Source organism: Paenibacillus sp. J22R232, assembly GCF_056269165.1.
This window is the reverse complement of the sequence record NZ_JBWDNK010000001.1, coordinates 372,840-391,183: the sequence shown is the minus strand read 5'-3', so window position 1 is coordinate 391,183 and position 18,344 is coordinate 372,840. Positions and strand designations below refer to the sequence as shown.

Here is an 18,344-nt window from a genome sequence, read left to right as displayed (position 1 = left end):
ATGTTATTTCAAGAACAGGAGTGACGCTAGCGATGACCAGTGATCAGCCATTGCAAGATCTCCATCCGACGCAAAAGCGTATTCATCGTATTCTTGATCCTGATCATCCCCTCTGCCGGGAGGATGTCGTCTGGATACTTGAATTTATTAAAAAAAAGGTGGCTGACGAGGATCCAGCTTTACTGGATCTTTCGCAGCCACGTTTATTACAGAACTTTCGTTTTTTTGCTGAAGCGGCCATGTCCCTTATTCATCGGAGGCATTGCACCGATCAAGAAGCGGACCGGCTGCGCGAGTGGCTCCGTCAAGCAGCTTTCGGCTTGCACAATGTCAATTCCCGCGAGCCGAGACCGTAATAGCGAATTGGAATTACGACTGCATCCAGTTGAAGTGGAAGCTGCCTTCTTTGTCCAAACGTTTGAACGTATGCGCACCGAAGTAGTCGCGTTGCGCTTGAAGAAGGTTAGCAGGCAACCGCTCTGTGCGGTAGCTGTCATAATAAGCAATCGCGCTTGAGAAAGCCGGAACCGGTACGCCGTTAGTAACAGCTGCCGCGATCACTTCACGCCATGCGCCTTGATAAGACTCAACGATGTTTTGGAAGTAGGAATCGAGCAACAGGTTGCGCAGGTTAGGATCACGGTCGTAAGCGTCTTTGATGTTCTGCAGGAAGCGTGCACGGATGATGCAGCCGCCGCGGAAAATCATAGCGATCTCGCCGTAGCTCAGATCCCAGTTGAATTCTTCGGAAGCAGCACGCATTTGGGCAAAGCCTTGCGCGTACGAACAAATTTTACTTGCGAACAGCGCTTTGCGGACGGACTCGATGAATGCTGCTCTGTCGCCTGTGAAAGGCACTTTTGCAGGACCGTTAAGCACTTTGCTTGCCGCAACGCGTTCTTCCTTCATAGCGGACAAGAAGCGAGTGAATACCGACTCCGTAATGATAGAAAGCGGTACGCCAAGATCAAGCGAGCTTTGGCTTGTCCATTTGCCTGTTCCTTTTTGGCCAGCGGAATCCAAGATCACGTCTACCATCGGCTTGCCGGTCTCTGGGTCGTATTTGGAGAAAATATCTCTCGTGATTTCAATAAGGTAGCTGTCCAGCTCGCCTTTGTTCCACTCTGAGAAAATTTCGTGAAGCTCTTCCGCGCTTACGTCAAGCACGTTTTTGAGCAGGTCATATGCTTCGCAAATAAGCTGCATGTCACCGTACTCAATACCGTTATGCACCATTTTCACGTAGTGGCCGGCACCGTCTGGTCCGATATATGTACAGCAAGCATCATCGCCAACTTTAGCGGAAATCGCTTTAAGGATAGGTTCAACTAGCTCATAAGCGGATTTTTGGCCGCCTGGCATAATCGAAGGGCCTTTCAATGCGCCTTCTTCGCCGCCGGAAACGCCGGTACCGATGAAACGGAAGCCTTTCGCTTCCAAATCTTTGCTGCGGCGTACGGTATCAGGGAAATAAGCGTTACCGCCGTCAATGATGATATCGCCTTCAGCCAAATGAGGAACGAGTGAATCGATTGTTGCGTCCGTGCCAGCGCCTGCTTGTACCATGATTAGAATTTTGCGCGGAACTTCAAGAGATTGTACGAACTCTTCGATGCTGTATGTTGGAACAAGGTTTTTGCCTGCTGCTTCTTGTACGAGGTCGTCTGTCTTCTCGCGGGAACGGTTGAACACCGATACCGTGAAGCCTCTGCTTTCAATGTTAAGAGCAAGGTTTTTGCCCATTACGGCCAATCCGATTACGCCAATTTGCTGTTTTGACATCTGGTTTCTTCCATCCTTCATCATCTATTTTGGGTCACAATAGTTTTATTTTACTCTTTTTATGCAAAGAAGAAAACTATCTAAGCGGAAAAATGTCGAATAAGCGGCATTAGAATTATTGACCGATTTAAAAAGTTTACCTTATATATGTCTAATTCGCTCCATTTCACCTTATGGAACAACCGTCTTTTCTATATGCTTGCACAACCCAAAAACGATCAATTGCTGAAGGAATCCGCAGCGATTGATCGTTTTTAGGTTTTCATGGGGGAATCAGCATCTATCATCAGAGCTCCAGTTGCAGCATTTCCGAGCGAAGTGCCATCAATCGCTCTTTTGACTCCGAAACCGCTTCCTCATCCGTGCCCTGCAGCGCGTCAAACAGCATCGACAACTCGTAGTCCAGCTCATAGCGGAGCACGATGGCTCTTTCTTCTGCCCGCTTCGATTGAAAAGCTCTAATCATTTCTTCTATTGTAACGAAAGGCTTCTTCTGATAAATAATCCGATGTTCCATACCGGACACCTCCACAAGTCGTATAATCTCACCGAACATAATACTCTCAATGACGATTTGACGATCTTTGATACGCTTCACAACCGCATGTCCACGTGTGTCATTAATTAGCTTTTCAATCAACTCTGACAGCTTCTCGTCTTTAATAATGTAGTCTCCGACGATTTTGTAGCGGTTCTTCATTCGTTGGAATTGGAGCTTCACCAGCTTGCGGCCGGTCCGGATCGAAACTAGAAATTGTCCCTCCGTCTCACTCCAATACAAGGAATAACCCTCCTGAATAAGATCGCGGATGAGATTTTGGATTTGCCGGCGGTCAAATCGCAGTTCCAAATTGCAATATTCGACTTCATGGCTTTTGTTCACGGCAATCCCTCCCTTACCTCAGTATAGTTGACGAAATGTTCTGATAATTTGTTCTTACTTTTATCTTATACTCCATCTTATGTTCTGGCAACTTGGATTATTGACTAATTTTACGCTGAAAGGCTACTTTACTTAAAAAAGGGCGCGGCTGCCTCCATATGAAGACAGCTCGTACCCTTTATGTGCTTATGTTTTTTAGGCGCAAGCGGAAATTTTTGAAACGGAATAGCTTTCATGCAGGTGCCGACATGCAATCAGTATGCTTCTCCGGCCGCAAACGCTATCGCGTCCTCAAGGCCCAGTTGCCGAAGCTCTCCGGACTTCCTTGTTTTCAGCTCCACGATCCCGTCTGCTGCTTGCTTGCCGATAACGATACGAAGCGGAATGCCGATCAGATCTGAGTCCTTGAATTTAACGCCTGGCCGCTCGTCGCGATCATCCAAGAGCACCTCTACGCCTGCCTCGCTAAGCCTTGCCGTAATATGTGCGGCCAAATCCATTTGCACCGGATCCTTAACGGATACAGGGACGACATGAACCTGATACGGAGCAATCGCACGCGGCCATATGATGCCATTGTTATCCGAATGCTGTTCAAGCACGGCTGACAGCAGCCTGGATACGCCGATTCCATAACACCCCATAATGAAAGGCTGCTCCCTGCCTGACGCATTCAAATAAGTCGCATGCAAAGCTTCGCTATATTTCGTACCCAGCTTGAATACATGGCCGACCTCAATGCCGCGGTGAAAGGCTAATCGGCCTCCCTCGCAGCGAGGGCAGCAATCTCCCGCTTCTGCGTTGCGGAAATCACCGGCTTCCGCCTGCGAGAGATGAATAGACGGCTTAACGTTACCCAGATGATAGTCCGGCTCATTCGCTCCCGCAATTCCGCTTTCCATGGCGAGTACCGCATAGTCTACAAGAATCGGAATCCGAAGCCCTATTGGACCGGCGAAGCCCGTCGGTGCGCCAGTAACGCGTTCTGCTGCGGCTTGATCTGCAAGCTCAACATGCGAAGCAGACAGCTTGTTTTTCACTTTAATTTCATTGACCTCGTGATCTCCCCGCACGACAACGGCTACGGGCTTGCCGTCAACCGCATAAATCAATGTTTTGATAAAAGCCGCTGCTCCGAGCTCGAACGCTTGCGCAAGCTGCTCGATCGTTTTAATATTCGGCGTATGATGCCGGACAAGCTCCGCCTCATGCCCATCCCTTGCAGACGATTCTCCGCTTGCAGCCTCATCCTTCGTTCCGTATTCCGCTTTTTCCAAATTCGCCGCATAGCTGCATGAATCGCAAACCGCTATCGTGTCCTCGCCTATATCGGCAAGAGCCATGAACTCATGCGTTCCTCCTTCTCCGCCAATCGAACCCGCATCCGCCTCAACCGAGCGAAAATAAAGCCCGCAGCGCGTAAATATCCGGTGATAAGCCTCATACATGCTGGTATAGCTGCGATGAAGCCCTTCCCAGTCCGCATCGAAGGAGTAGGCATCCTTCATTAGGAACTCTCGACCGCGCAGCAAGCCGTAGCGCGGCCGCTTCTCGTCGCGAAATTTCGTCTGGATCTGGTAAAGCGTAAGTGGAAGCTGCCTGTACGAGCTCACCTCGCCGCGTACGAGACTCGTAATGACTTCCTCATGTGTGGGCCCGAGAGTGAATTCCCGATCATGGCGGTCGCGCAGGCGCATGAGCTCAGGGCCATATACCTCATAACGCCCTGATTCCTTCCATAGCTCTGCAGGCTGCATCGCCGGCATCAATACTTCCTGAGCTCCTGCCAGATCCATTTCCTCCCGTACAATTTGCTCCAATTTTCTTAGCACCCGCCTGCCTAACGGCAAATACGTATATATGCCTGCCGCGAGCTGTCTGATCAATCCGGCTCGCAGCATCCATTGATGGCTTGCTGCTTCTGCCTCCGAAGGCGACTCGCGCAGGGTTGGCATTAATAGCTGGCTTTGTCTCATAGTAAACAACACTCCCATTCATTCGAGTTTCCCCTTTTCCAGATACAAAAAGAACGCATTCGAAAGGGACGAATGCGTTCGTGGTACCACCCTCATATAGCCGCGGGCAAGCAAGAGCGGCTCTTATTCGATAACGGAATGAATGTTCCGGCAGCAGCAGGCTTCTCGGCTTGCTTCCGCAGCTCGCAAGATAGGAATTGATCAACGTTTATGGAAGCCTTGCAGCCGCGGGCTTCCTCTCTGTCATAAACGTGGGCTGATCAACATAGTCTTGGTCAAAGCTGTTGTACTGTCATTAACTTTTGACAAATTTACAATACAAATGTGATGAAGTCAAGAGCATTTTCCCTTCGTTGTCCTATCCATGCTAGCTGGTACGGTTAGGCCGCAGCACTACGGATCCGAAAGTGATCAGCACTGCCGCGAACAGAAGCAGAATCAACAGCTGCAAGCCAATATCAGAAAAGCTTTCTCCTCCGCCTAACCGATCAATCGCTTGAATCGCCCACTTTTGTGGCGTGAAATTAGCCAGCTTCTGCAAGAAGTCGGGCATGATCGATAGCGGGAAGAAACAGCCGCTGACGAGGCAGGACGGAATGATAAGGAGATTGTTGATTTGCGATAGCTGCGTGCTGTTCCGGACAAGCCCCGCTATGGCAGAGGTAAGTCCGACTGCCGCTAGCAGAAAGCATTCCAGAACGAGAAGCAGCGAACCGAACGGAATGCCCAGCGAATAGTTAAATGCGTAGTAAAGCAAGCTCAGTACAATGAAGAGCTGAATCGTGCCTACCAGCATGCTTCCCATAAAATTGCCGAAGGCAATATCAAAAGCTCTTAACGGTGCTGTGAACATTCTAGCCATCGTCCGCGTCTCTCTGTCCTCCATAACAAAACCGATTGATTGGCTGACAAGAAGCAGAAGAAACATGAGGATAAGACCAATCATCATCGGATTGGATACCACCTGCCCTAGCTTCATTTCAGATTGAATGGCCGTAATGGCCGGAGCTGCTTGGATATCGAGCAGTGCAGTGAGCAGCGATGGATCGGTTGCATAAGCCTCATTTCCCCTCAGAAGCTCCGTAGTAGCATAGAGCCTATCCGATTCAACAGCCAGCGCAGCCGCGAGCGAGGCATTCCATAATTGTTCGTTCATTTGGAAAACGGTAGCCTTGGCGTGCGTCCCGCTCAGCATCTGTAAAGTGAAATCAGCCGGAACGTACACAGCAGCATCCGCTTCCCCAGCAATAACAAGATTCTTTAGTTCTTCCTCCGTCAGTTTTGAGTGTTTCTGAATCGCGTAAAGCGGTTCCTTCTCCAATGCGGAAGCCATATATGCTCCCAGGCTGCCTGTATCCGCATTATTTACGACGATAACCGGCCTACTGCCGAGCAAACCGGAAAGCAAGCCAGCCATAATGGATAAAATAATGGCTGGAAGCAGGACATTCATAATCAGTCCGCGCCGCGAACCCATCGTCCGGCGAATGAGATGGGCTGCTATGTGTAAGCTAGGCATGCGGTTTCACCACCTTCGGCAATCTAATGATTGCAATAATAAGAAGACAGAGTGCGAACAACGCCAGCACGCCGATCTCCTGCCAGACTGCCGTTTGTCCAGTCCCCGTCATGATGGCTCTGAGACTTGTGCTTGCCCAATGGTTGATCGTTAATTTATTCGCTCCGCCTACCATTTTCTCAATGCCGGTCATCATGCCGCCGCTCAAAAAAGTCATGCTGAAGACAATGATTGAAAAAAACGTTTGAGTCGTCTTTTTGTTCTGGGCAAATGAGGCGATCGTAATCCCCAACCCGACTCCGGCTGCGGCTGTTAATAAACAAACTAACGCAATAATTCCGTAATGGCCGCCCCAATCCACGTCATACGCAAAGCTCGTAAAAGCAACGATGACTATCGCTTGCAAGGCAGCAAGCATACCCGATCCGCAGATAATGCCTAACGTCGTCATGCGAAAGGAAGAAGGATTCGTATACATGCGCTGCAGCGTGCCGCTCTCTCTTTGGTTGATTAACGCAATCGCTGCCGCCATTCCGCCGTACAGTAAAAACATGATCAAGTACGCTGCCGAATAGTACTGGATAGCGGACGTCTCTCCGAAAATTTCGCTGTCTCCCATGCCTAAATTACGTATAACGACGGAATCTTCGGCCGAAGGCTCTTTTAGGATGTCCCCGGCATCCATCACGCCTAGCGTCTGGATTGCTGCAAGCTGCAAGTTCACAGTGGACAGATACCGATTGACCACAGCGTCCGCCGCAATATTTTTCTCCTCGTACCTGCCGGCGTAGGTCTGCCATTCTGAAGCTTTTCCCGCCTCTACCCGCAACGAGAAATTGCTGGGAATAGTTACCCCGTAGTCAGCCGAGCCCTCGCGCACCCAATCCTGCACCTCGCTCGCGGATTTCGCTTCCAATACTTTAATGTATGGACCTGTGGCTGCCTCTTCCCAAAATAATGCAATGCCATCTCTCATATTACCGTGGTCAGCGTAGAATACGGCTACCTTCGCGGGCTTGATATCGGTATCAAACGCACTGCCTAGCAGCAGGATCAATAACAACGGTAACCCAATAAGGATAACAAGCAACGAACGCATTCGGCTGTATTTCACGCATTCATAATAAACGGTCGTCCACCAAGCTCTCATCGCTTCGCTCCTCCTATTCGTCTCGCAAAGTGCGTCCGGTCATTTGTAGAAAAAGCGACTCCAGGTTCGGCTCGACCCTGGTCAGCTTGCGGAGATTGATGCCGTGCTTCTGAATGATGAACAATAAATCCTGAAGGATCGATGGCGACTCTTTCACCGTGGCCGTAAGCATGAGCCCCGATTCACTCTCATCCAAATGCTGCACGCCAGGATGCTCTGACATTTCTCGCTGCGTTTCAGCCGAATTGCGGTCGATTTCGAAGATCAGCTTTTCACCTTGGCCAACTTGGCGCTTCAATTCGTCCTTCGTGCCGCAAGCAATCAATTTGCCTTGGTCGAGGATGCCAATTCTCGTACATATCGCCTCAACCTCCTCCATATAATGGCTCGTGTATATGACCGTAGACCCGAGCTTGTTCAATGACCTTACCGATTCCAAAATGTGATTTCTGGACTGCGGATCAATGCCGACGGTTGGCTCATCCATAATGATCAGCTTAGGCCGATGCATGATTGCGCAAGCAATATTGAGTCTTCGCTTCATACCGCCCGAGAAAGTGGAGGGCTTTTCCTTCGCCTTTTCAAGCAAGCCAACGAATTGCAAAGCCTCGTCAACACGGTCGCGAAGCAGCGAGCCACGTAACCCATATAGCTTCGCAAAAAAAGTAACGTTCTCGCGGGCAGTCAGCATCTCGTAAATCGCAAGCTCCTGCGGTACGAGCCCAATTCTCTTTTTCACCTCGATTGGCTGCTTGCGAATGGAGTAGCCGTCCACCAGAATATCTCCTCCGCTTGGGGCAAGCAGACCGGACAGCATATGGATACTCGTACTCTTTCCTGCACCGTTAGGTCCAAGCAAGCCGAAAATCTCTCCTTCACCGATTGAAAAGTTAAGATGATTAACTGTTATTGCCGTATCGTATTTTTTTACGACCTCACGAAATGCAACTAGACTCATCGCTGCTTCAACTCCCTGCTTCGTTTCTGATAATCCCATTGTATGCTTTTCGCCCGCTCGAAACAGGTCTATAAAGTCACTACCTCGAGGTGACAAAAGTCACCTCCTCCGAACGGTCATAGAGCGGCATGAAGGTTGCATGAAATAAACCAATCTGCTCGTTTGGGCCTATCTGATTATGCTATAATGAAGCAAATTCAGCAGCGGGAGCTTCTATCGAATGAATATACTGCTAAACCGAATTCGGACACTGCTCGTTGCGGTCCCCTCGGTCCTGAGCATCGCAAACGTTGCGCCGAGCCATTATGCCATCTATACAGCCTGTGTGCTGTTAGCGTTGCTGCTCATAAGATCAGGCTCGATTTTTCCTAAATACCGTAATCTATCGCTGCTGGCAGAGCTTATCTGTTTTTCATGGCTTGCTCATTCGTACGGCGGAGTATTGTTTCTATTGCTTTTCTCCACCCTTATCGCTTCCTGCCGAAACAGGCCAGAGCGCGCGGCCAGCATCATCTGGTCGCTAGCTGGATTTGTTGCCTTGCTCTCCGCATTGCAGGACAGCCAACAAGCATTAATGCTTTCTGCCTCGCTGCTTTGGATCACGACGTCTGCCATTCTTTATGCCGCAAATGAATATGAGAATAAGCAGCTTCAAATGGAAGACTTGTATGAGGCTCTATCTGCAAGCCACGCTGAGCTTGATGCCGCTAGGCGCCGCATGCACGATTATGCGCTGCAAGTCGAGCAGCAGGCTCAGATCGAGGAACGGAACCGCATTGCCAAAGACATTCACGACGATTTGGGCCACCGGCTTATACGCGTCAAGATGATGTCGGAAGCAGCACTGCATCTGTTTGATGCCGACGCAGACCGAGCAAGGTTGACCGTCGAGCAAATACGCGATCAACTGCAAGACAGCATGGAGCTCATGCGTCGAACTGTCAGAAGAATTGCTTCCGACCAAGAAAAAGATGTGAGGCGGTATGCGCTGGATCGCCTGGTGGAAGAGTCGGCCGCCGCGATGGGAATATCGGTAAGCTTCCGCGTAACCGGCCATGCACGCCCGATATATCCGAGCATGGAGCTCATTCTTTTCAAAAATGCGCAGGAAGCGATTACGAATGCCGTTCGGCACGGGAGAGCGTCATCCGTTACGGTTGATCTGGCTTTTGATGCTGCGCATGTCGCGCTTACGATTGCAAATGACGGGATTATTCCGAATGATCCGATTGAATCCGGTCTTGGCATGAAAGGCATGCGAGAGCGAATAGCACTCGTTGGGGGACAAATTGAGTGGGAGCGTGGAAGTCGTTTCTCCATTACGACAACCCTCCCCTTACTAGGCGGCTAGCGAATATGAAGAGTGTGTAGAAAGAGAGTTGTCCTATGATTAAAGTGCTTGTGGTAGACGATGATCCTTTTATTCGCGAGAGCATGAAGGTCATCTTAGATCTCGATAACGGTTTACAAGTGGCAGGGATATGCGGGAACGGTCATGACGCTGTAACATTTGCCCGGCAAACGGCTGTTGATGTCGTGCTGATGGATATTCGAATGCCTGTCTGTGACGGCGTGGAAGGAACAAAGCTGCTGCGAGCGCTTGAATTCCCGCCTGCCGTGCTCATTCTAACGACTTTTGACGACGATGAGTATATCGCTCAGGCGATCAGGAACGGCGCGAACGGCTATTTGCTTAAAAACGTGCCGCCAAGCCGCATCATCAGCGGCATCAAATCCGTGTATGAGGGCAATGTCCTCATTCATCCGGACATTGCCCGCAAGCTGGCAGGCATGCTGGGAACGCCGCGCGCCGAACCTTCCAGAGCATTAACGATCAGCGGCCTAACGCCGGCCGAGGTTCAGATCGTCCAATTAATTGCAGATGGCCAATCAAACAAGGAAATCGCAGCTTCCTTATTTTTGAGTGAAGGCACGGTCAAAAATTATATTACCGAAATTTTAAACAAGCTCGAGCTTCGAGATCGAACGCAAATCGCCATTTTTTATTTGAAATTAATCCACCAATAACGGTTTATTCATGAAGGAGACCACGACGATGACATCACAGACTACAACTTCCAAGCTAGACGGGTTCACGCAAGCCGATTTCGATGTGTTCAGCCTTGTCGGACTTGAAGAGCGAATGGCGGCTATACAGAATCAGATTCAACCGAAGTTCCACGCAATCGGCGGACAGCTCGCAGTAGATGCAGCCGTGCATGCAGGCAATGAAATGTATCTGCACGTTGCTAGGCATGCTCGCCGCAAGGTCAACCCGCCAAAAGATACTTGGCTTGCGATCTGCAGCAACAAACGCGGCTATAAAGCACATCCTCATTTCCAGCTCGGCTTGTTTGACGATCATTTATTTCTATGGATGGCGCTTATTTACGAGGTTCCGAACAAATCGAATATCGCTGCCGCTTTCCTGAAGCGAATCGATGACGTTATCGCTGCCGTGCCGCAGGACTATGTCCTCTCGCTTGACCATATGAAGAAGGAATCGACTCCTATCGCCACGATGACCAAGCAAGACTGGAAGGACGCGCTTATCCGTTTCCGTGACGTACAGAAAGCCGAGCTGCTCATCGGAAAGCATGTCATGGCCGGCGACCCTATCCTTCGCGACGGCGATGCGCTGCTTGCCCTTGCTTCTTCCACCTATGAGACGCTCATGCCGCTTTACCGCATGGCTAATCTCTAAAATTGAAATGCAAGCGTACAAGCATGTTTTCTGCAACGGTTTGTATCGCGAAAAAAAATGGCTGAACAGGCAAAGCGCCCTGTTCAGCCATTTCTCTATTATTCAAGCTCTACGATGTCATGCATCGCTTGGCTATGAGTCGTTCCGTTCATTATGCTTGCTGGGCAGCAGCTTCAACATGGGCGTTTGCTGCATTTGCCCTTCTTTGTTTCCGCGAGATTTTGAAAAACAACAATTCATAGACACACGGGACGATAATCAAGGTCAAAAGCGTAGCCGCGACCAAGCCGCCAATGACGACGATAGCCAAGCTTTGCGACACGATGCTGCCTGATTCATGAGAGCCGAATACCAAAGGAAGCATTGCCGACACGGTAGCTACAGCCGTCATGATGATCGGACGCATACGCGTAGTGGCAGCTTCAATTAGCGACTCGCGTATCGACATGGATTGCTCATTCTGCTTCACGCGATCAATAAGCACGATCGCGTTGGTCACGACAATCCCGATTAGCATCAACGCGCCGAACATAGCCGTGAAATCAGGGGTGACGCCTGATAGGAGCAGGCCGGTCACGGCTCCGATTGCAGCTAGCGGCAAAGAGATCATGATTGCAAGCGGCGCACGAAGCGTCTTGAACGTCAACACCATAATCAGGTACACGAGACCGATTGAAATTAATGCCGTTAATCCCAAATCCGCAAAATCACTGGATTGTTCAGCCGATGCGCCTCCGACTGCGATTGCGACACCTTCCGGCAATTGAACCGCTGCAGCTGCTTTATTAATCTCTGAGCCAACGACAGAAAGCTCTTTCGGATCAGCGCTCGCTGTCACGCGAAGATAGGTTTTTCCATCTTTATGATAGAATAGCGCTGGTTCCTCCGTTCGGATCAGCTCTGCCACCTCAGAGATTGGGGTCGGGCCCGATTCTGTCATAACAGTCAGCTTCTCTAGCTCCGCTTTGGAATTTGGATTGACAACCGGCTGCAGCAGAACCTGCGTATCGCTCGATTCTATCTGTATGGTGCCGATGGGCAAAGGGTTCAACATGCTTTGCAGCTGCATGGCAACCTCTTGGCCTTTTGCCAAAGTAGGCTCAACTTTAAAGGAATAAACCGATTTCTTTTCTTCTTGATTGCTTTCGACTTTTTGAACGCCGTCAATCGCCTTAATTGCCGTAATCAGCTTCTCGGCCGTTTGCGTGAGCTGTTCCTCGTTATCGCCTGTCACGTCAATGAAAATTTGCGAGGAGCCGCCCCCCATAATGAGATCGGACGCATCTGCTGTCAGCTCGGCGTCTTTAAAGTTTTCTTTATGTGATTTGACTTTGTCCATAAACACTTCAGCATCTACGCCATCCTTCAGATCGATCATATAGGTGATCAGCGTAGGTGAGGATACAGAACCATATTGGGCGGCATCGGAGCTGTTGCCGAGCATCATCATGACCCATTCGATATCTTGGTCGGCAGTCAAAATGCTTTCGAATTTCTTCCCTTCCTCCTGTACAAGCTCCGCTGGTGTCTCACTCGGATATTGCAGCGTTACATTAATGTTCTCCGCGCTAGAAGAGTCAAGCGCTCCTTTTGGCATGAACACGTAAGCGCTGATCGAGCCTGCGAATAAAACGACGGCGATTAGAAGCGGCACCCATTTATGTGCGAGATTCCAGCGAATAAACGCGGCGAATTTGGGTGAACCCGCATGCTCCTTCTCCTTTGTCCCTTTCAGTAATACGGCACTCAGGAGCGGGACGACAGTCAGTGCGACTAACAAGGATGCAAGCAGCGAATACGCGACCGTAAGAGCGAACGGAAGCAGGAATGCTTGCAGGGAGCCGCGCAGGAGACCCATCGGTAAAAATACCGCAACCGTAACGAGCGTTGACGAAGTAATCGCAGAAGCGACTTCTTTTGTCGCATCCGTAATCAGCTTGACGGAGAACGACTCTTTCTGAAGTCTTCTGTAGATGTTCTCAATGACGACGATACTGTCATCGACAAGGCGGCCCACCGCGACTGCCACGCCTCCAAGCGTAATGATATTCAGAGACACGCCTGACAGCTGCAGAAGATATAACGTAATGCCAAGTGATAGTGGAATGGATACGATCGTTACGATCGTTGCCCTGAAATTGCGCATGAACAATAGGATGACGATCGTTGCGAACAAGGCACCTAGCAAAACTTCGCGAAGCATGCTGTTGACCGAAGAGACCACGGAATCCGAAGTACTCAAAATGATAGAAGCATCGATGCCTTTCATATCCGCATTCAAGCGTTCAACCGTTTTTTCGATGCCATTGCCAACCGTGACGGCGTTCGCATCCGCCGATTTCGAAATCGTGTACATAATGGCATCTTTTCCGTTCATTCTGCTGATGCTCTCTTGGTCTTTTGAAAGCTCGACAGCAGCGACATCTGCCAGCGCAACGCCAGCAGCTACCGGAAGCTTGCGAAGCGTCTCCAATCCCGTAACCTGGTCAAATACATTAATATTGCCCGCAGCCCCATCGATCGTTCGCTCTCCGATGGAAACGGAAGCTCCTCTGCCCTGCAGTACACCCATCAAAGCTTGTATGGTGATGCCCTTTTCAGCTAGCTTAGCCGTATCCGGAATGACATGTACGGCAGGCGTTGATTTGCCGCTTACACTGACAGCGCCGGCACCTTCCGATTTCTGCAGCTCGGCCGTGACTTCCTCCAGCTTCGCTTCCTTCTCTTGCTCACTCATTCCTTCATCAAAAGTGAGTGTTACCCATGCGATCGGAATCATCGATGTGTTGAATTGAACGACAAACGGCTTCATAACATTCGATGGCAGCTGAACTTGCCCGACTATGCGCTCGATTTCGGCCTTCGTTTCTTTCATGTTTGTTTTAGAGTCGAAGTTCAGATTGATTTGCGCGTATCCGTCTCCCGAGGTCGAGAGCATGCTCGTCTTTCCTTTCACGAGCGTAACAGCCGTCTCTAACGGATTGGTCACTTTCTGCTCCATCGACTTTGCGTCATTTCCTGGCCCGATTGCCGTAATCATGACTTGCGGATTGTCAGCTGCAGGCAGGAACTCCATTGGAAGCCTTAAATAGCTGATTACCCCCATAACTAAAGCCATGATGACGATTAGGATAATGGCCGCCTTGTTTCGGAAAGACCATTCTGTTAATTTACTCATTTGATTCCGACTCCTTTTCCCTCTACGGTTTTCTATTTGTTTTGTCTTTTCTAATCATAATGGGAAGAAAAGGCATGCAAAAACGTCCAGAGAATGGCTTTCGCTCTCGCCCATGGTCGTAAGACGCCTACGCCTGAAGACCGAGATGGTTTTGCGGTAAAAGAGCATAACCTCCCTTTAACATGCATACATTTCGGTTTATAATAAAGTGAGTACTTACTCATTATGAAAAGGAGTGTGCAGATTTGATGTCTACGTCACCTGAGTTATCGCAAAGCTCTCCAGCCATCGAGATCCAAGGCATTTCACGTGCCTATGGCAGGCGTAAGGTGCTTTCCGGCATTACCCTCTCCATACCTAAAGGCGAGCTTTTCGGCTTGCTTGGGCCATCAGGTTCAGGAAAAACAACGCTCATCAAGATAATGACAGGAATGGATCGAGCAGATTCCGGGACGGTCCAAATGCTCGGCGAAACCATGCCTCAACTCAAAATGCTGCAGGCATTTGGCTATATGGCACAATCTGATGCGTTATATAATGAATTGACAGGCAAACAAAATTTAACATTCTTTGGTGCGATGTTCGGTCTGAAGGGCAGAGCGCTTGAATCTAGGATTCAATACGCGACGGAGCTCGTCTCTTTGAACGAGCATCTGAATGTGCAAACCTCTGCTTATTCCGGGGGTATGAAGCGTCGGCTTTCGCTAGCCATTGCTTTGCTTCATGAGCCGAAGCTGCTCGTGCTCGACGAGCCGACGGTAGGTATTGACCCTGTGCTGCGAAAATCGATTTGGAAGGAACTCGTTCATTTAACCAAACAAGGAATCACGATTATATTAACCACGCATGTCATGGACGAAGCTGAGAAATGCGATCGGCTCGGACTGATCCAGAACGGCAAGCTGATTGCCCTGGATACCCCGGAGGCCATTAAGCTGCAGACGGGAAGCAGCACGCTTGAGGATGCATTTATCGTTCTTGGTGAACGGGCAGGTGAACGGGGATGAGAGTACGCGCAATTGCCGTCCGAATTATCAATCAGTTTCTAAGAGATAAACGGACACTCGCTTTATTATTTCTTGCTCCACTGCTGATTCTTAGTTTAATGAAGCTTGTCTTTGGCGGCCAGGCCATATCCCCTGTCATCGGTATCATTGATGCTCCTGCTGTCCTAACGGAACAATTCGAGCAATTAAATGCTGATGCTGAGATTGTACCTTATGACAGTTACGAGAACGCTAAGGCGGCTCTGCAAGCAGGCGAGCTTGACGCCGTTCTTCAAGCTGGCAGCGGAATGCCCGAGCTCATGCTTGAAGGAAGCGATCCCTCGGTTAATCGGGCAATTCTATTGCTGGTACAGAACGCTACCCGATTAGAAGGCGACCAAACTGCGCCTAACGTCAGCTATTTGCATGGCGGGCCTGATCTGGCTCCGTTCGATTCATTTGGCCCCGTCCTCATAGGCTTCTTTTCCTTCTTTTTCGTTTTCCTGCTCGCAGGCGTTTCCTTCCTGCGGGAACGAACAAGCGGGACCTTGGAGCGCTTGCTTGCTACGCCGATTAAAAGAAGCGAGATTGTTGCCGGCTATTTGGCAGGGTTCGGCATTTTCACTTTGCTGCAAGCCACATTAATCGCTTGGTATTCGGTCCATGTACTGGGGTTGTATATGGCTGGAAGCATCGGAGCCATGCTGCTCATCAATGTTTTGTTGTCTTTAACGGCGTTAACGCTCGGTACGCTGCTGTCTTCCTTTGCGAGCAGTGAATTTCAGATCATTCAGTTCATCCCTATCGTGATCGTGCCGCAGGCCTTTTTCTCCGGCTTATTCAACCTTGATGCGATGAATCCTTGGCTTCAAAAGCTAAGCTTGATCATGCCCCTCACCTACGGCGCAGATGCCATGCAGGGCATTATGCTGCGAGGAGAAGGCTGGTCTGACCTTCAGCTCGATGTTTATGTTCTGATTGGCTTCTCCGTACTGTTTGCGCTCATGAATGTCGCAGCGCTCAAAAAGCATCGACGCATGTAGGTAAGCCGAGCATTTGCTATAATAGACAGAATGGTGCTGTACGAAGGAGTGGCTTACATGCAGGAACCGGTTGATCAATGGCTCGAAGAGTTATTGAAGCTAGACAACGACGAAACCAAAATGACCGAAAAGCAAATAAAAATCGTCCAGGCGGCTTCCGAAATATTCGCGGAGAAAGGTTTTGCTGCTTCGTCGACGAGTGAGATCGCTCAGCGGGCAGGTGTTGCGGAGGGAACGATATTTCGCCATTACAAAACAAAAAAAGAGCTGCTGCTTTCGATCGTTGCGCCTGTGATGGCGAAGCTTGTAGCCCCATTTGTGCTGCGTGATTTTTATAAGGTGCTCGACGGCAGCTTTGACAGCTATGATGCGCTGCTGCGTGCCATTATCGAGAACCGTATCGCATTCCTTGAGAAGCATATGCAGGTGTTCAAAATTTTCATTCAAGAGATCCCGTTCCATCCGGACCTTCAAGAGCAGTTCCAGAAGCTTATCCTCTCCAAGGTGCTCGATAAACTCAGCATCAACGTTCGGAAGTTTCAACAACAGGGCAGCATTATTGACTGGTCTCCCGCTACCGTGATTCGATTAACGGCATCTGCGTTGATTGGTTATGTGCTTTGCCGGTCTTTCACAATCCATGCTTCGGATACGACGTGGCAGGACGATACGGAAAGAGAAGCGACAATCACCTTTATACTTAAAGGACTGACTCCGTAATATTCATCAAGAAGAAACGGCAACGCCATCCTCTGCATGGCGAGGTTATCCGTTTCTCGCAGAAATAGAAGAATACTTTATCGCGTGAATTATATATGGTCTTATAAATGAAAAAAAGCCGATCATCCGTAGAATACGGACAATCGGCTTTTACTTATTTGGCAGCCTGTGCTTCCCGTTCAACGAGGCTAGGCTTGTCCAACTGGCGGAAGCGAAGCAGCAGCAGCAATGCGGCTAGGCACAGAATCCCGCCTAGCAAATAAGGCAAACCCATTTGAATCGTAAAAAACAAGGAACCGAGCAGCGGTCCAGCAATACGGCCTAAGCTGTCCATTGAAGAGCTGAGTCCGGATGCAACGCCTTGGCCTACTGTCGTCTTTTGCGTAATAAGAGAAGTGACGCATGGCCTAATCAAGGAATTGCCGATACCGAAAACAGCCAAGGACATCGTAGCCCACCAGAGCGAATGCGCGCCAAGAAGCAAGAAAAAGCCAAGCGCCGAGATGACCAACCCGATTGCGATATACTTCGGCTCCTCGCCTTTCTTAATTCGGCGGCGCACAATACCGCCCTGCACGAGTGCCCCCACAAAACCGCAGACAAAAAACAATATGCCGACTTGCAGCGGTGTTACATCGAAGCGCCTCATGCCGAAAAACTGAAGCGTAGCCTCCATGCCTGCCAGCGTGAAGGTTACGAAAAAGGCGAGTATGTACAAATACTTAAGCGGTCCGGTAAATGCCGCCCATCTTGAAACCTTTTTCTCCGTGCCCATTCTCCGCTGCTCCTGCGGGAGTGATTCTTTGAGCTTCCAAACGGCAAGCACGAAGGTGGTTAGAGCTAAAGCAGACGCCGTATAAAACGGAGTTTCCAGCGAAAACACGCTTAGCAATCCGCCAACGCCTGGCCCAATCGTAAACCCGAGTCCAATCGACATCCCAACAAGCCCCATGCCCTTGGTTCTCTCTTCCGGCGGCGTAATGTCTGCGACATAGGCCACAATGACAGATGCGACTGCCCCGGAGAACAACCCGCCAAGCACTCTGGAAAGATACATTAGCGTTAAGTCGCCTGATGACAAGCCGAACAGCAGAAAGCTTGCCGCAAACCCCAATACGCCGATTAGAATGATCGGTCTCCTGCCGATGCGGTCGGACAAGCCGCCCCAGAATGGAGATAAGAAAAAGGAAACGGCTGAATAAATAGCCAACATTCGTCCCGTATGCAGTTCCGCTTTATTCGGATCTGCCGCTTGAATTATTTCCGGCATAACCGGGATGATAATCCCAAATCCTATAAATGTCGTCATTAATATTGCCATTACAATAAGCATTCGTTTATCCTTCATGCTGCAACCCCTCCACCAACCTATGTTACCATATCCATTTATAAACGATGTATGAACAATTGAAGAACAAATCGGCTTGCATCATGCCCTTCATAAA

15 protein-coding genes are annotated in these 18,344 nt (G+C 49.7%); 7 read left to right on the top strand and 8 right to left on the bottom strand.

What is annotated here, in order from left to right:
* Window positions 1–32: 32 nt before the first annotated feature.
* Window positions 33–356 carry a hypothetical protein gene (locus AC0YN3_RS01890; protein WP_475773456.1) on the top strand — a complete coding sequence of 108 codons (324 nt, stop codon included), beginning with the start codon at window positions 33–35 and terminating at the stop codon, window positions 354–356.
* A 13-nt stretch (window positions 357–369) separates the two neighbouring features.
* Here AC0YN3_RS01890 and gndA read toward each other — a convergent pair whose 3' ends face one another.
* The 6 genes from gndA to AC0YN3_RS01860 all read right to left on the bottom strand — a co-directional run bounded on the left by gndA (window position 370) and on the right by AC0YN3_RS01860 (window position 8,268).
* Window positions 370–1,782, bottom strand: a complete 1,413-nt coding sequence (gene gndA / locus AC0YN3_RS01885; protein ID WP_183562008.1) for an NADP-dependent phosphogluconate dehydrogenase — start codon at window positions 1,780–1,782, stop codon at window positions 370–372.
* Between the two features lie 286 nt (window positions 1,783–2,068).
* A complete protein-coding gene (locus AC0YN3_RS01880) occupies window positions 2,069–2,665 on the bottom strand; it encodes a hypothetical protein (protein WP_308994679.1) in 597 nt (198 codons plus the stop codon).
* A gap of 254 nt (window positions 2,666–2,919) precedes the next feature.
* Window positions 2,920–4,641, bottom strand: a complete 1,722-nt coding sequence (locus AC0YN3_RS01875; protein WP_475773455.1) for a proline--tRNA ligase — start codon at window positions 4,639–4,641, stop codon at window positions 2,920–2,922.
* A gap of 367 nt (window positions 4,642–5,008) precedes the next feature.
* A complete protein-coding gene (locus tag AC0YN3_RS01870) occupies window positions 5,009–6,160 on the bottom strand; it encodes an ABC transporter permease (protein ID WP_475773454.1) in 1,152 nt (383 codons plus the stop codon).
* Window positions 6,153–7,310: an ABC transporter permease gene (locus tag AC0YN3_RS01865; RefSeq protein WP_475773453.1), complete on the bottom strand. Its 1,158-nt coding sequence runs from the start codon at window positions 7,308–7,310 to the stop codon at window positions 6,153–6,155. Before AC0YN3_RS01865 ends, AC0YN3_RS01870 begins: the two co-directional genes overlap by 8 nt.
* 13 nt (window positions 7,311–7,323) lie before the next feature.
* Window positions 7,324–8,268 (bottom strand): ABC transporter ATP-binding protein, encoded by a 945-nt coding sequence (locus AC0YN3_RS01860; protein WP_475774262.1) that lies wholly within the window; start codon window positions 8,266–8,268, stop codon window positions 7,324–7,326.
* Between the two features lie 220 nt (window positions 8,269–8,488).
* Between AC0YN3_RS01860 and AC0YN3_RS01855 the strand changes: the two genes are divergently transcribed.
* The 3 genes from AC0YN3_RS01855 to AC0YN3_RS01845 are packed head-to-tail and all read left to right on the top strand — an operon-like array spanning window position 8,489 to window position 10,972.
* Window positions 8,489–9,619, top strand: a complete 1,131-nt coding sequence (locus AC0YN3_RS01855) for a sensor histidine kinase (RefSeq protein WP_475773452.1) — start codon at window positions 8,489–8,491, stop codon at window positions 9,617–9,619.
* Between the two features lie 35 nt (window positions 9,620–9,654).
* Complete coding sequence (locus tag AC0YN3_RS01850; protein ID WP_475773451.1) at window positions 9,655–10,296, top strand: response regulator; 642 nt, start codon at window positions 9,655–9,657, stop codon at window positions 10,294–10,296.
* A 28-nt stretch (window positions 10,297–10,324) separates the two neighbouring features.
* Entirely contained in the window at window positions 10,325–10,972 is a 648-nt protein-coding gene (locus tag AC0YN3_RS01845) for a DUF1054 domain-containing protein (RefSeq protein ID WP_475773450.1), read from the top strand.
* Between the two features lie 151 nt (window positions 10,973–11,123).
* Here the strand turns inward: AC0YN3_RS01845 and AC0YN3_RS01840 are convergent, their stop codons facing one another.
* Entirely contained in the window at window positions 11,124–14,150 is a 3,027-nt protein-coding gene (locus AC0YN3_RS01840; RefSeq protein ID WP_475773449.1) for an efflux RND transporter permease subunit, read from the bottom strand.
* Window positions 14,151–14,398: 248 nt separating this feature from the next.
* Here AC0YN3_RS01840 and AC0YN3_RS01835 point away from each other — a divergent pair, with 248 nt between their 5' ends.
* From AC0YN3_RS01835 to AC0YN3_RS01825, 3 genes are read left to right on the top strand one after another with little or no spacing between them, the layout of a single operon-like run.
* Window positions 14,399–15,157, top strand: coding sequence for an ABC transporter ATP-binding protein (locus tag AC0YN3_RS01835; protein WP_475773448.1), 759 nt, complete (start codon window positions 14,399–14,401; stop codon window positions 15,155–15,157).
* Window positions 15,154–16,179, top strand: a complete 1,026-nt coding sequence (locus tag AC0YN3_RS01830) for an ABC transporter permease (RefSeq protein WP_475773447.1) — start codon at window positions 15,154–15,156, stop codon at window positions 16,177–16,179. Before AC0YN3_RS01835 ends, AC0YN3_RS01830 begins: the two co-directional genes overlap by 4 nt.
* A 57-nt stretch (window positions 16,180–16,236) precedes the next feature.
* Window positions 16,237–16,899, top strand: coding sequence for a TetR/AcrR family transcriptional regulator (locus AC0YN3_RS01825; RefSeq protein ID WP_475773446.1), 663 nt, complete (start codon window positions 16,237–16,239; stop codon window positions 16,897–16,899).
* Window positions 16,900–17,053: 154 nt separating this feature from the next.
* Here AC0YN3_RS01825 and AC0YN3_RS01820 read toward each other — a convergent pair whose 3' ends face one another.
* Complete coding sequence (locus AC0YN3_RS01820) at window positions 17,054–18,247, bottom strand: MFS transporter (protein WP_475773445.1); 1,194 nt, start codon at window positions 18,245–18,247, stop codon at window positions 17,054–17,056.
* Between the last annotated feature and the right edge of the window lie 97 nt (window positions 18,248–18,344).